The organism is Nitrospirillum amazonense, assembly GCF_007828045.1.
Taxonomy (GTDB): Bacteria; Pseudomonadota; Alphaproteobacteria; order Azospirillales; family Azospirillaceae; genus Nitrospirillum; species Nitrospirillum amazonense_C.
The window spans coordinates 21840-34418 of the sequence record NZ_VITN01000016.1 but is presented as its reverse complement, the minus strand read 5'-3'; the positions used below and the strand labels follow the sequence as shown (position 1 = coordinate 34418).

Sequence of the window (12579 nt, the reverse complement as noted above, 5' to 3'; positions counted from 1 at the left end):
GTGAGCGCCTGGCGGCCGGCCAGCCCTGACCTTTCGAAGCCCACGCCTACCCCCTTATGGCCCATAGGCGTGCGAGGCCCTGCCCGGCATCCTGGTGGGACATCCCCCGCCCACCAGGAGGAAAACCGCATGAGTGTCAAACGCATCCTGATGATCGTCGGCGACTTCGCCGAGGACTATGAGACCATGGTGCCCTTCCAGGCCCTGTCCATGGTGGGCTACCAGGTCGATGCCGTGGCGCCGGGCAAGCGGCCGGGCGACAAGATCGCCACCGCCATCCATGATTTCGAGGGCCATCAGACCTATACCGAGAAGCGCGGCCACGACTTCACGCTGAACGCCGATTTCGAGAGCGTGAAGGCCGACGACTACGTGGCCCTGGTCATTCCCGGCGGCCGCGCGCCGGAATTCCTGCGCCTGGACGGCCGCGTGCTGGCGCTGGTGAAGGCCTTCGCGGCCCAGGACAAGGCCATCGCCGCCGTCTGCCACGGCCCGCAGATCCTGGCCGCCGCCGGCGTGCTGTCCGGCCGCAAGGTCTCCGCCTACCCCGCCTGCCGGCCGGAGGTCACCCTGGCCGGCGGCGACTATGCCGACATCCCCGTGGACGGCGCCGTCACCGACGGCAAGCTGGTGACCGCCCCGGCCTGGCCCGCCCACGCCGCCTGGCTGGCGCAGTTGCTGAAAGTCTTGGGCGCCGAAATCCATCTGTAGAAAAGCGAAGCCCCCGCCCGTTGATCTCGAGCGGGGGCTTCGTCTTAAAGCTAACGCTGGACGGGCCTTACAGCTTCACCAGGGCCTTGCCCAGGTTCTTGCCCTGCAGCAGGCCGAGGAAGGCCGACACCGCGTTCTCCAGACCCTCGGTCACGTCCTCGCGATAGCGCAGCTGGCCCCCCTTCACCAGGGCGCCGACCTCTTCCAGGAAGGCGTCGTTGCGATGCCAGTGGTCGGAGACGATGAAGCCCTGCACATGCAGGCGGCGGGTCAGGATGGCCGACAGCAGGGCCGGCGTCCGATCGGGACCCGGCGGCAAGGCCGTGTCGTTCAGGTTGCCGATGCGGCCGCACAGCGGCACGCGGGCGAAGGTGTTCAGCAGGTCGAACACCGCGTCGGCCACCCGGCCGCCGACATTGTCGAAATAGACATCGACACCGTGGTCGCAGGCGGCGGCCAGCGCCTCCTTGAAATTCTCCGCCTTGTAGTCGATGCAGGCGTCGAAGCCCAGTTCCTCCACCACGAAGGCGCACTTCTCCGGCCCGCCGGCGATGCCGACAGCGCGGGCCCCCTTCAGCTTGGCCAACTGGCCGACGACGGAACCCACGGCGCCGGCGGCGGCGGACACCACCACCGTCTCCCCCGCCTTGGGCTGGCCGATGTCGTAGAGGCCGACATAGGCGGTCAGGCCCGGCATGCCCAGCACGCCCAGGGCCGTCGTCACCGGCAGGCCATCGGTATCCAGCTTGTGCACCGACTTCGGCCCCGCGACGGCGTATTCCTGCCAGCCGGAGTTGGACAGCACCAGGTCACCCGCCTGGAAGCCGGGGACGTTGCTTTCCACCACCTCGCCGATGGTGCCGCCCACCATCAGGCCCCCCACCTCGATGGGCGGGGTGTAGGACTTGGCGGCGCTCATGCGGGCGCGCATATAGGGGTCGAGAGAGAGCCACCGCGTCTTCAGCAGCATCTGGCCGGGGCCCGCCACGGGGATGGACGCTTGCTCCATCCCGAAGTTCTGTTCCGTCGGGAGCCCCTCGGGGCGCGAGGCCAGAACAATCCTGCGGTTCAGCGGCATGTCTTTCCTCTTTTTCCTTCAGAAGGGGCGTCACCCTCTGCCGGGCGGTCCCCGTTATTCGCTTGAGCCGGGCCTGTCGTCCGGGGCGCAAACCTTAGCCCAGGGTCCGGCACCCCGTGAAATGCCGTTGGCGCAACCCCCAGCCCCACCGCCGGGGCCGGGCCGCGCGCCACCTTTGGCTGTCTTTCCTTGGGTGAATGCCGGAACCGGCTTTATCGCAGGCGCACAAAAAATCCCGGCCGCGACGGGGCGGACCGGGATTTCTTCTGGCATGCGCCTGAGCTTCGAGTCGCCGCAAGCCGGATCAGGATCAGTCCGGCTTGCGGGTCAGGCTGGTGAGGGAAACCAGCTGCTGCTGCAGCTCGTCCAGCCGCTTCTGCAGTTCGTCGAACTGGCCGCCACCGCCGGCGGGCTTGGCCTTGGGCGTCTCGGCCCCCTCCGGCTTGGCACCTTCGGCACCCGCCAGGGGCGAGAACATGCGCATGGCCCGTTCGAACATGGCCATGTTCTGCTTGCCCACTTCCTCCAACGAACCGAAGGGGAAGATGCCGCCCAACGTGCCCTGGAAGTAATCCCGCATCTTTTCGTGATTACGGGTGAAGGACTGCATGCTGTATTCCAGATACTTCGGCACCATCCACTGCATGTTGTCGCCATAGAGGCTGATCAACTGCCGCAGGAAGCCGATGGGCAGCAGGTTCTGCCCGCCCTTGGATTCCTCTTCCACGATGATCTGGGTCAGCACCGAGCGCGTGATGTCGTCACCCGTCTTGGCGTCGTAGACGACGAAGTCGGTGCCGTCCTTCACCATCTGGCACAGATGGTCCAGGGTCACGTACGAGCTGGTGGCCGTATTGTAGAGACGCCGGTTGGCGTACTTCTTGATGGTGATCGGCGCGGGCTTGGGATCTTCTTTGTCGACCATAGGCGGCGTTTCCCGGCGATGTTTATCACCCGCACAACGGGTGCACTGCACATAGCTAATCCATGCAGTGCGGAACGTGCAAGCATCCTGCCAAAAACCAATGCGCGTATGACGTTCCGCCACCGCTTTGCCAGGCGGCGGCGAGGGGTGTAGATTGGACCCATGCCCCGCGAAACCGAAGCCCCACCGCCGCCATCCGGCGCCCCGGAAGACGAGGCCGCCCCCACCCCCGGCGAGCCGCCGAGCCTGGAGTCTCTGGCCCGCCGCTACCTGGACTTGTGGCAGGACCAGTGGGCCGCCATGGCCGCCGACCCCGACATGACCGGCGCTTTCGCCCGCCTGGTGCGCGCGCTGGGCCAAGCCACCGCCTGGACGGGAGGTGGAGGCCAGGCCACTTGGCCGGGCGGCAATCCTTTCGCCGCCAGCGGCACGAATCCTGGGGCCGGCGCCTGGATGGGCGCGCCCTTCTTCACCCCCACCGCCTTCCCCTGGGGGCCCCATGCCAACACACCAAGCACCACCGGCCGGACCGGCCACGACACCCCCGCCGAAGCCCCGCCAGGGCCCCCGCCCCCTGGCGACGCACCTGACGGCGGCGATGGCCGTCTTGCTGAACTCGCAGGCCGGATTGCCGCTCTTGAACGGCAGCTCGCCGATCTGGCGCAAGGAGCTGGAGCCGAGGTGCCGCCAACTGCGCGCCGACCTCGCCGGCATCGACCCGGAAGCGCTGAAAGCGGCGGTTGAGCGCGAAACCCGGCGCCGACTCGATACGTTGCTGACCGGGCTGGAACGCTACCGCCGCAACCCCTATCAGCGCGACGTCGCCGACCCGCCGCCGGTGTGGACGGAGGGCAACAGCCGCCTGCTGGATTACAGCCGACCCGGTGCCAAGGGCCCCGTGCTGCTGTTCGTGCCCTCTCTGGTCAACCGCGGCTATGTGCTGGACCTGTCGGCGCGCAAAAGCCTGGTGCGCTGGCTGGCCGCCGGCCATGACGCCAAGGGGGCCTTCCGCCCCCTGCTGCTGGACTGGGGCACGGTGGGCACGGTGGAGCGGGGGTTCGACCTCACCGACTATGTCGCTGGCCGCCTGGCCCGCGCCGTGGACGCCACGCGCGACCTGATGGGCCGGGCGCCGGTCCTGGTGGGCTATTGCATGGGCGGCACGCTGGCCGCGGCGGCGGCGGCGCTGCGGCCCGAGGCGTTATCCGCCCTGGTGCTGCTGGCCGCCCCCTGGGACTTCCACGCCGATGACCCGGCCGCCGCCCTGCGCACGGCCGCCGTCCTGCCCCTGGTGGAGCCGGCGCTGACCTGGCTGGGCGAACTGCCGGTGGACATGATCCAGTTCCTGTTCGCCGGGCTGGATCCGCTGCTGGCCCTGCGCAAGTTCAGCCGCTACGCCGCCCTGGACCCGGACAGCCAGGACGCCCAGGACTTCGTGGCGCTGGAGGATTGGCTGAACGATGGCGTGCCGCTGGCGGCGGCCGTGGCCCGGGAATGCCTGGGCGGCTGGTACGGCCGCAACGACCCGGCGGAGGGCACCTGGCGGGTGGGCGGCCAAGCCATCGACGCCCGCGCCATCCGCCTGCCCACCCTGGCCATCATTCCCGCCCGCGACCGCATCGTGCCCCCGGGCGCCGCCCGCGCCCTGATCGACGCCATCCCCGGCGGCGACCGGCTGGAGCCCCACCTGGGCCATATCGGCATGGTGGTCAGCGCCGGCGCGCCGGACCAGGTGTGGGCGCCGTTGGCCGATTGGCTAAGGGCGCGCCTCGATCACCCCCGGTCATAGCGGTAGGGCCCGCCCTTCCTCACCGCCGCGCGATAGGCCGGGCGCGTCTGGATGCGGGTCACGAAGGCGGCCAGGTGGGCGAAGTGCTGGCCGGTGCCGGGCATCATCATGGCCGCCTCGATGGGGAAGCTCATCTGGATGTCGGCGGCGGTGAACTGGTCGCCCATGAACCACGGCGCCTGGGCCAGTTCCGCGTTCATGTAGCCCAGGTGGTTGGCGGTTTCGCTGGCGATGCGGGGCTGCAGGGGGGCCGCCGCCTCGCCCAGGCGGCTGGTGTAGAGATGCAGCAGCAGGGGCAGCATGGCCGACCCCTCGGCGAAGTGCATCCAGTGCAGGTAGCGCGCCTGGGCGGCCCGGTCGCCCGGCGCCGGGGCCAGGCGTCCCTCGCCGTAGGTGCGCACCAGATACTCGATGATGGCGCCCGATTCCGCCAGCACCAGGCCGCCATCCTCGATCACCGGCGACTTGCCCAGCGGATGGACGGCCTTCAGCGCCGGCGGCGCCAACTGGGTGGCGGGATCGCGCTCATAGCGCACCACCTGGTAGGGCAACTCCAGCTCCTCCAGCGCCCACAGCACGCGCTGGGAGCGGGAGTTGTTCAGGTGATGGACGATGATCATGGATGCGCCCTCCGGCTTTCTGGTTATGGAATATTCTTTACGGCCCGCTTACAGGCCCAGATCAACCGCCAGCCGCCGGGCCAGCGCCTCGGCCTCGCCGGCGGCATAGGCCCGCTCATGGCCCGAGCCCCAGATGGGGCCCGGCCAGGCGGCGTCCTCGCGCTTGCGGGCCACCACGTGGACATGCAGCTGCGGCACCATGTTGCCGATGGCGGCCACGTTCAGCTTGTCGGGCGCGAATGCCGCCTCCATGACCTGCGATGCCTGGGTGATCTCGGCCATCAGCTGAACCTGGTCGGCCGTGGTCAGCCTATGGATCTCAACAGCGCCGACACGGCGCGGCACCAGGATCAGCCAGGGCCAGCAGGCGTTGCGGGACAGCAGCGCACGGCAGAGGGGCAGGTCGCCCACCGCCACGGTGTCGGCGGTCAGGCGGGGGTGCAGCGTGAAGTCGTCGGCGCTTGTCATTGCAGGGAAATCCGTTCCTGGACCGGCGGCTGGGGCCCGGCGTCGCGATGCGGACGACGGTGTCCGCAATACCGCTGGACGCCGCCGCCGGGATGGCTATGTACTACTGCCCGACGCCGCCCGTCCAAAGGGTTCGGCTGTGGGGGTGGATGACGGGGCCTGACCCGGTAGCCCGGCCTGGTGGCCTGGTTTGGGTGGCCGGATTGACGCCGGACCGCCGGACGGCGGTCCTTCGTCCACAAAATTGCCCCATAGTCGTGCCCCCATAGTCGTGCCATTGAAAGGGGCGGGTCGCGCGGGGGGGGGCCTGGGGCAGGGAACCGTCCTGTTTGTTCACATGTTTCCGGTCCGCCGTTTTGCTATTCCGTCGCCATCATCCCGTTCATCGTTCTCCCGTTCATCGTTCTCCCGTTCCAGGGGCAGGGGTCGTTCATAATGCGTAAGATTTTGAGGATGCAGAAATCCGCCTGGGCGGTCCTGCTTCTTCTGGTGCTGGGCAACATCGGCGCGTGGGCGATCGTCAATCGCCCGGCCGTGGAGCGCCCATGGGCCGGCACCATCGCCGGCGTGGCCTTCGTGCCCTTCCAGGCCAACCAGACCCCGCAGAACGGCGACAGCCCCACCGCCGATGATATCAAGCACGACCTGGACGTGGTGGCGCCGCATGTGCAGTCCATCCGCACCTACCAGGTGGGCAACGGCATCGACCAGGTGGCGCCCATCGCCCTGGAGCGCTACCCCAACCTGACCATCACCCAGGGCGCCTGGCTGTCCAAGGACACCGCCGCCAACGAGGCGGAACTGGCGGGCCTGGTGCGCGTGGCGCGCGCCAACGCCAACGTGAAGCGGGTCATGGTCGGCAACGAGGTGCTGTTCCGTGACGATTTCAGCGTCGCTCAGCTGATCGACTACATCCAGCGCGTGAAGCGCCAGGTGAACGTGCCGGTGTCCACGGCGGAGCCGTCCTATGTCTGGCTGGACCATCCGGAACTGGCCGACGCCTGCGACTTCATCACCATCCATCTGCTGCCCTACTGGAACAAGGTGTCGGTGGACCGCGCGGTGGAGGACGCCATGGCGGCCTACCGCCAGGTGCAGGAACGCTTCCCCAACAAGCACATCCTGATCGGCGAGACCGGCTGGCCGTCCGACGGCGCCTATCGCGGGGCCGCCGAGGCTGGCCTGGTGAATGAGGCCAAGTACATCCGCAGCTTCCTGAACATCGCCGGCCAGCAGCGCCTGGATTTCTACATCATGGAGGCCTTCGACCAGCCGTGGAAGCGCACGCTGGGGGGCACGGCGGAGACGGCCTGGGGCATCTGGGACGCCCACCGCCACCAGAAGTTCCCGATGGTGGGTGGCATCCTGGAGGTGCCGTCGTGGCGGGTGCTGTGCGCCATCGCCACCGCCCTGGCCTTCCTGCCCATGTTCTTCTTCGTGCTGGCCCGTGACGACCTGAAATGGCGCGGCCAGCTGTTCTACGGCTTCCTGATCCAGACGGTGGCCTCGGTCCTGGTATGGACGGGCACCCAGGCCCTGACCGTGGGCATGGGCACCCTGTCCTTCACCGCCTTCATGGTGCTGATCCTCGCCCAGCTGATCCTGTTCGCCGTCATGCTGATCGACGGCCTGGAATTGACGGAGGTGGTATGGACCCAGCGCTGGAAGCGGCGCTACACGCCCGTGCGGGAGCCGCTGGGCGACTACACGCCCAAGGTTTCCATCCACGTGCCCTGCTATAACGAACCGGCACACATGGTGATCGAGACCCTGGATGCGCTGGCGGCCATGGACTACCCCAATTTCGAAGTCCTGGTGATCGACAACAACACCAAGGACGAGGCGGTGTGGCGCCCGCTGGAGGAATACTGCGCCAAGCTGGGGCCGCGTTTCCGCTTCTTCCACCTACCGCGCTGGCCGGGCTTCAAGGGCGGCGCCCTGAACTTCGGCCTGTCCGTCACCGCCCCCGATGTGGAGGTGGTGGGGGTCATCGATAGCGACTACCAGGTCACGCCCGACTGGCTGTCGGCCACCATCCCCTATTTCAGGCGGCCGGAGGTGGGCTTCGTCCAGTCGCCGCAGGACTACCGCGACTGGTCGGACGACGCCTTCAAGTCGATGATCAACTGGGAATACCAGGGCTTCTTTCACATCGGCATGATCCAGCGCAATGAGCGCAACGCCATCATCCAGCACGGCACCATGACCCTGGTGCGCAAGAGCGCGCTGGACGGCGTGGGCCGCTGGGCCGAATGGTGCATCTGCGAGGATTCGGAGCTGGGCCTGCGCCTGTTCGAGGAGAAGCTGGAGGCGGTCTACATGCCCGACAGCTTCGGCCAGGGCCTGGTTCCCGACAGCTTCGCCGGCTACAAGACTCAGCGCTTCCGTTGGGCCTATGGCGCCGTGCAGATCCTGAAGCGCCATTGGCGCGAGATGATGCCGGGCGGCACCAAGCTGACCGCCGGGCAGAAGTACCACTTCATCACCGGCTGGCTGCCCTGGTTCGCCGACGCCGCCCACATGGGCTTCGTCATCGGCGGCATCATCTGGTCGCTGGGCCTGCTGCTGCTGCCGCAGTGGATCGAGTTTCCGCCCACCGTCTTCATCCTGCCCACCCTCAGCGTCTTCTTCTTCAAGGTGCTGTGCGGCCTATGGCTGTATGGGGAGCGGGTGAAGTGCCGCTTCATCGACAAGCTGGGGGCGGCAATCGCCGGCATGGCGCTGACCCACACCGTGGGACGCGCCGTGTGGGTGGGCCTGTTCACCAGCGGCCGCCCCTTCGTGCGCACGCCCAAGTGCGAGGACCAGCCGGCCCTGATCCAGGGCTTCCTGCACGCGCGGGAAGAGGTGGCGCTGATGCTGGGCCTGTGGCTGGCGGCCGCCGCCATCGCCCTGCTGAAGGGCAGCGATAACCGCGACGCCTATGTCTGGGCCACCATGCTGGTCGTCCAGTCCTTCCCTTACATCGCCGCCCTCTTCCTCAGCACCCTGAACGCCCTGCCCAAGGGCGGCGGGGCCGAGGCCACCGCCCCGGCGGAATGAGGCGGAAGCCAAGCACCGGGGCCAAGCACCGGGATAAGGTCGGGGCGGCGGGGCAACCTGCCGCCCTTTCCTTTTCGGGCACAATTCCGTGACCAAGACCCCGAGTCGGAGACACACGGCGCGCGGCCACGCTAAGCTGACGGTGGATCGGCGCCCGAGCGCGATCGCTTCGGATGCCTTCGTCTGAGGCGTGAATCGCGCGACGGAACAAAAGCTTGGAGGTTTTCTGACACTTCGGCGAACGTCGGAAAACCTCTGAGAGAGCCGGCCGGAATGCCGCCAACAGGGGAGGCAATGGTGAAGACCCAAGCGCTTTCATGCCAGGCACCGGAAACCGAAACGGCGGAGGGTGACCCCCATCAACACGAACCCGGCGGCACGGACATCCAGGATGTGCTGGCCGCCAACCGCCGCTTCTACCAGGCCTTCGCGGACCGCGACGTGGCCGGCATGGAGGCTCTGTGGGCGCAGGATCGCGACGTGCGTTGCGTCCATCCCGGCTGGCCGGCGCTGTCGGGGCGCGAACCCGTGATGCGCAGCTGGCGCGAGCTGCTGGGCAATCCCCGGTCACCCGGCGTTCGTCACCAGGGTGAGCAGGCCACGGTGTGCGGCGACATCGGCTGGGTGGTGTGCGAGGAGTTCGTGGCCAACACGGCGCTGGTGGTCACCAACCTGTTCGCCCGATCGGGCGGCAACTGGCGGATGATTCATCACCAGGCGACACCCATCTCCTCCATCGCCGCGTTCGAGGACGCCAGCGGTTATGAGGATCTGAACGGCCGTCCGCCGACGCTGCATTAGGCCGGCCCCGCATTAGGCCGATGCCGTATTAGTACGACAAATTCGATCTGCGTCCTTGCGGCCGCCCCGCTTTTCCGTACTGTTATCGCTAACAATATGGAAAGGGAGAGGCCCCCATGCGGCGTTCCATGCGGCGTTGGCTGCGCATCGCGAGCTTGTTACCGACCTTACTGGCCGCCGGCACGGTGTTGGCGGCGCCGCCCGCGTCCAGATCGCCGGCCCCCACGCCCCCCATGGGGTGGAACAGCTGGGACGCCTACGGCTTCACCATCGACGAGGCCGACTTCAAGGCCAACGCGGGCGTCCTGGCGACGCTGAAGCCCTATGGCTGGACCTACGCCGTGGTGGATGAAGGCTGGTACATGGCCGACCCCTTCGGCAAGTCGCTGGCGGAGCGGCAGTACCTGCTGGACGGCAACGGCCTGCTGGTCCCCGTCCCCGCCCGCTTCCCCTCGGCCGCCGGCGGCCAGGGCTTCAAGCCGCTGGCCGACTGGCTGCATGCCCAGGGCCTGAAGTTCGGCCTGCATATCGTGCGCGGCATTCCCAAGCAGGCCGTGGAGCGGAACACGCCGGTGGCGGGATCGTCCTTCCACGCCGCCGACGCGGCGGACACCGCCGACACCTGCCCCTGGGACGATGGCAACTATGGCGTGCGCGACACGCCGGCGGGCCAGGCCTACTACGATTCGATGATGGCCCAGTACGCGCGGTGGGGGCTGGATTTCCTGAAGGTCGACTGCATCGCCGACCATCCCTACAAGATCAGCGAAATCCGGCAGATCAGCAGCGCCATCGCCAAGACGGGGCGGCCCATCGTGCTGAGCCTGTCCCCCGGCCCCACCAACCTGTCCCACGCGGATGAGATCAGCCGCTATGGCCAGATGTGGCGCATCACCAACGACGTCTGGGACGGCTGGACCTTCCCGCATGACAAGCCCACGGACGGCTTCCCCTATGGCTTGCGAGACCTGTTCGACGTGCTACCGGGCTGGGCGCCCCACGCCAAGCATGGCCGCTGGCCCGACGCCGACATGCTGCCCCTGGGCGCGCTGGAACCCCATCCCGGCTGGGGCGACCCGCGCACGTCGCGACTGACGGCGGACGAGCAGCGCACCCAGGTGACCCTGTGGGCCATCGCCCGGTCCCCCCTGATCCTGGGCGCCAACCTCACCAAGCTGGACGACGCCACGCGCGCCCTGATCACCAACCGCGCCGTCATCCAGGTGGACCAGACGGCCACGGAAAGCCACCCCGTGACCGACCTGCCCGCCGGCTTCGAGAACGCGCGCGTCTGGCTGGCCACGGGCGCCAAGGGCCAGCGCTACCTGGCCCTGTTCAACCTGGACGACAAGCCGTCGATGCTGTCGGCGCCCTGGGGGAGGCTGGGCCTGGCCAGCGGCAACCTCACCGCCCACGACCTGTGGACGGGCAAGGCCCTGCCGGCGGCGGACAGCCTGAGCGTCACGCTGCCCGCGCACGGCAGCGCGCTTTATGAAGTGAAGTAATACCCGGCATGAGATTTTGACTCGTGCCGCTGTAGGACGCGACCGCGTCCGCCGGAGCGTTTTGGGGAGCATCAGCGGACTGAAACGCGAGGAAGCCCAGGCCACGGATGTGGCCGCAGGGCGCTTGAGGGACGGCATTTGACCGGTCACGCTCAAATGCCGTTGGTATAAGTCCCGGAAGGAGAGCTGGCGCCGGGGTCACTCCCGGCGCAGCACCTTGTCCGCCAGCACGCTGGCCCACCAGCGCGTCATGAACGTCTTCTTGAACTCGGGCGGGTCATAGACGTCGTCCACCCAGCTGTAGAAGGCGTCGACACTGGGCTCGATCCCCTGGGCCTGGGCGTAGGCCAGGAAGGTCTCGAAGAAGTGGTCGAGGATGCCGGTCTTGGCATGGCGCAGGTGGCCGTACTTGGGGCTGAGCTGACCCAGCGCCGTTTTCAGCGGCACCCCCTCATGCACGAACTGGTACAGCACGCTCATGAAACCGACGCGGTCGGACCCGGCCTTGCAGTGCATCAGCACGGGGTATTGGGCGTCGCGCCAAATCTGCCGCGCCTGATGCAGGATGTGCTTCTTAGGCGCATCGCGGGAATTGACGGCGAAGTTCACCAGGGTCAGGCCGTGGCGGGTGCAGGCCTCATCCTCCAGCACCCAGGAGCCGCAATTGTCGCGGCGGCCGCGCAGGTTGATGACGGTGCGCACGCCCAGGCGGGCGGCTTGGGCGATGTGGCGCGGCGTCGGCTGGCTGGACCGGTACAGCCGCGGCGAAATCTTGAACATGTTCTTGTAGATCATGCGGATGAACGCGTGATCCTTGAAGAAGCTGTTCAGATAGCGCTTGAAACCGCGAATCTGGTTCGACGGCACGGCGGCGTGGGAGGGGGTGGGCTGCCCCCCGGGCGCGGGGTGGGAGGGCGGCGCCCCGGGGCCGGCCGCCGGCATCTTGTCCACCGTCGCGGCCTGCAGCCGATAGTCCGTCATCGCGTGCACTTATCCTAAAGCAAAGGCAGGAAACCACCGGCCCGCCATCCCAGGGGATCAGTCAGGCATACGGCCCCTATATAGGGTGTTTGCCCGCCGGGGGCGAGGGGCCTCGCGCGCATGGGCGCATCGACCGCAGGCCCGCGCGGGTGGATATTATGACGGATTAAGCGCGCCGGATACGGCCGGTCAGCGCCCCATGGGACGGACATGGCTGGCGTCCAGCCGGTCCAGCCGTTCAAAGAAGGGTGCCACCACCGACCGGTCCTGCTTGGTTTCCTGTTCCAGGGCGGCGCGATCATGCTCCGTCCAGCGGACCAGGGTGGCCATCTCCTGCCGCTCGAAGGCGCTGAGGTTGGAGGCGGACGCCAGCTTCTGCGCCGCCGCCCCTTTTTCCACCGGCTCCTCCGCCGCGCGGGCCGCCTGGCGGGCGGCCAGCACGCGCTGGGTCACCTGGCGCCAGCGCCGCTCGTCAAAGCCATACTTGGCCAGCAGAGCTTTCCCCTCCGGCCCCGGGTGGGCCAGCAGGACGAAAGCAGGTTGCCCATCGTCCGGCGCGGACGCGACCAGGGCCTCCGCCGCGGTGACGTAGCGGCCGACCTCGGTGGCGTCCAGACGCTCATGCGCCAACATCGGCGCGGATACCATCAGAACCACTA

General features: G+C 68.0%; 11 protein-coding genes. 5 read left to right on the top strand and 6 right to left on the bottom strand.

Translation table 11 applies throughout. The features are described 5' to 3' along the window. Nucleotides 1-129: 129 nt before the first annotated feature. Nucleotides 130-711 carry a DJ-1/PfpI family protein gene (locus FBZ89_RS21460; protein ID WP_145752026.1) on the top strand — a complete coding sequence of 194 codons (582 nt, stop codon included), beginning with the start codon at nucleotides 130-132 and terminating at the stop codon, nucleotides 709-711. 67 nt (nucleotides 712-778) lie between these two features. Here FBZ89_RS21460 and FBZ89_RS21455 read toward each other — a convergent pair whose 3' ends face one another. After that, nucleotides 779-1789, bottom strand: coding sequence for an NADP-dependent oxidoreductase (locus tag FBZ89_RS21455; protein WP_145752025.1), 1011 nt, complete (start codon nucleotides 1787-1789; stop codon nucleotides 779-781). Between the two features lie 310 nt (nucleotides 1790-2099). Then, nucleotides 2100-2714 (bottom strand): polyhydroxyalkanoate synthesis repressor PhaR, encoded by a 615-nt coding sequence (gene phaR / locus FBZ89_RS21450; RefSeq protein ID WP_145752023.1) that lies wholly within the window; start codon nucleotides 2712-2714, stop codon nucleotides 2100-2102. Nucleotides 2715-3213: 499 nt separating this feature from the next. Between phaR and FBZ89_RS21445 the strand changes: the two genes are divergently transcribed. After that, on the top strand, nucleotides 3214-4503 hold the full coding sequence (locus FBZ89_RS21445; RefSeq protein ID WP_145752021.1) for an alpha/beta fold hydrolase: 1290 nt from the start codon (nucleotides 3214-3216) through the stop codon (nucleotides 4501-4503). Here FBZ89_RS21445 and FBZ89_RS21440 read toward each other — a convergent pair. Both FBZ89_RS21440 and FBZ89_RS21435 read right to left on the bottom strand, forming a co-directional pair. Then, nucleotides 4488-5123 (bottom strand): glutathione S-transferase family protein, encoded by a 636-nt coding sequence (locus FBZ89_RS21440; RefSeq protein WP_145752019.1) that lies wholly within the window; start codon nucleotides 5121-5123, stop codon nucleotides 4488-4490. The two genes, FBZ89_RS21445 and FBZ89_RS21440, sit on opposite strands and share 16 nt — an antisense overlap. A gap of 48 nt (nucleotides 5124-5171) precedes the next feature. Beyond that, a complete protein-coding gene (locus tag FBZ89_RS21435) occupies nucleotides 5172-5591 on the bottom strand; it encodes an HIT domain-containing protein (protein WP_145752017.1) in 420 nt (139 codons plus the stop codon). 453 nt (nucleotides 5592-6044) lie between these two features. On the opposite strand from FBZ89_RS21435, the gene FBZ89_RS21430 reads away from it, so the two are divergent. From FBZ89_RS21430 to FBZ89_RS21420, 3 genes are all read left to right on the top strand, one after another. Next, nucleotides 6045-8633 carry a glycosyltransferase gene (locus FBZ89_RS21430; protein WP_246172427.1) on the top strand — a complete coding sequence of 863 codons (2589 nt, stop codon included), beginning with the start codon at nucleotides 6045-6047 and terminating at the stop codon, nucleotides 8631-8633. Nucleotides 8634-8927: 294 nt separating this feature from the next. After that, nucleotides 8928-9434: a nuclear transport factor 2 family protein gene (locus tag FBZ89_RS21425; RefSeq protein ID WP_145752014.1), complete on the top strand. Its 507-nt coding sequence runs from the start codon at nucleotides 8928-8930 to the stop codon at nucleotides 9432-9434. Between the two features lie 116 nt (nucleotides 9435-9550). After that, nucleotides 9551-10939: a glycoside hydrolase family 27 protein gene (locus FBZ89_RS21420; RefSeq protein WP_246172425.1), complete on the top strand. Its 1389-nt coding sequence runs from the start codon at nucleotides 9551-9553 to the stop codon at nucleotides 10937-10939. Nucleotides 10940-11137: 198 nt separating this feature from the next. Here FBZ89_RS21420 and FBZ89_RS21415 read toward each other — a convergent pair whose 3' ends face one another. Further along, complete coding sequence (locus tag FBZ89_RS21415; protein WP_246172423.1) at nucleotides 11138-11920, bottom strand: protein tyrosine phosphatase family protein; 783 nt, start codon at nucleotides 11918-11920, stop codon at nucleotides 11138-11140. Between the two features lie 189 nt (nucleotides 11921-12109). Beyond that, a complete protein-coding gene (locus FBZ89_RS21410) occupies nucleotides 12110-12568 on the bottom strand; it encodes a hypothetical protein (protein ID WP_145752012.1) in 459 nt (152 codons plus the stop codon). Between the last annotated feature and the right edge of the window lie 11 nt (nucleotides 12569-12579).

What these genes read in the sequence shown, in the direction of transcription:
- FBZ89_RS21460 (WP_145752026.1), top strand. Translation starts at nt 130, where the DNA reads ATGAGTGTCAAACGCATCCTGATGATCGTCGGCGACTTCGCCGAGGAC.
- FBZ89_RS21455 (WP_145752025.1), bottom strand. Translation starts at nt 1,789, where the DNA reads ATGCCGCTGAACCGCAGGATTGTTCTGGCCTCGCGCCCCGAGGGGCTC.
- phaR (WP_145752023.1), bottom strand. Translation starts at nt 2,714, where the DNA reads ATGGTCGACAAAGAAGATCCCAAGCCCGCGCCGATCACCATCAAGAAG.
- FBZ89_RS21445 (WP_145752021.1), top strand. Translation starts at nt 3,214, where the DNA reads ATGCCAACACACCAAGCACCACCGGCCGGACCGGCCACGACACCCCCG.
- FBZ89_RS21440 (WP_145752019.1), bottom strand. Translation starts at nt 5,123, where the DNA reads ATGATCATCGTCCATCACCTGAACAACTCCCGCTCCCAGCGCGTGCTG.
- FBZ89_RS21435 (WP_145752017.1), bottom strand. Translation starts at nt 5,591, where the DNA reads ATGACAAGCGCCGACGACTTCACGCTGCACCCCCGCCTGACCGCCGAC.
- FBZ89_RS21430 (WP_246172427.1), top strand. Translation starts at nt 6,045, where the DNA reads ATGCAGAAATCCGCCTGGGCGGTCCTGCTTCTTCTGGTGCTGGGCAAC.
- FBZ89_RS21425 (WP_145752014.1), top strand. Translation starts at nt 8,928, where the DNA reads ATGGTGAAGACCCAAGCGCTTTCATGCCAGGCACCGGAAACCGAAACG.
- FBZ89_RS21420 (WP_246172425.1), top strand. Translation starts at nt 9,551, where the DNA reads ATGCGGCGTTCCATGCGGCGTTGGCTGCGCATCGCGAGCTTGTTACCG.
- FBZ89_RS21415 (WP_246172423.1), bottom strand. Translation starts at nt 11,920, where the DNA reads ATGACGGACTATCGGCTGCAGGCCGCGACGGTGGACAAGATGCCGGCG.
- FBZ89_RS21410 (WP_145752012.1), bottom strand. Translation starts at nt 12,568, where the DNA reads ATGGTATCCGCGCCGATGTTGGCGCATGAGCGTCTGGACGCCACCGAG.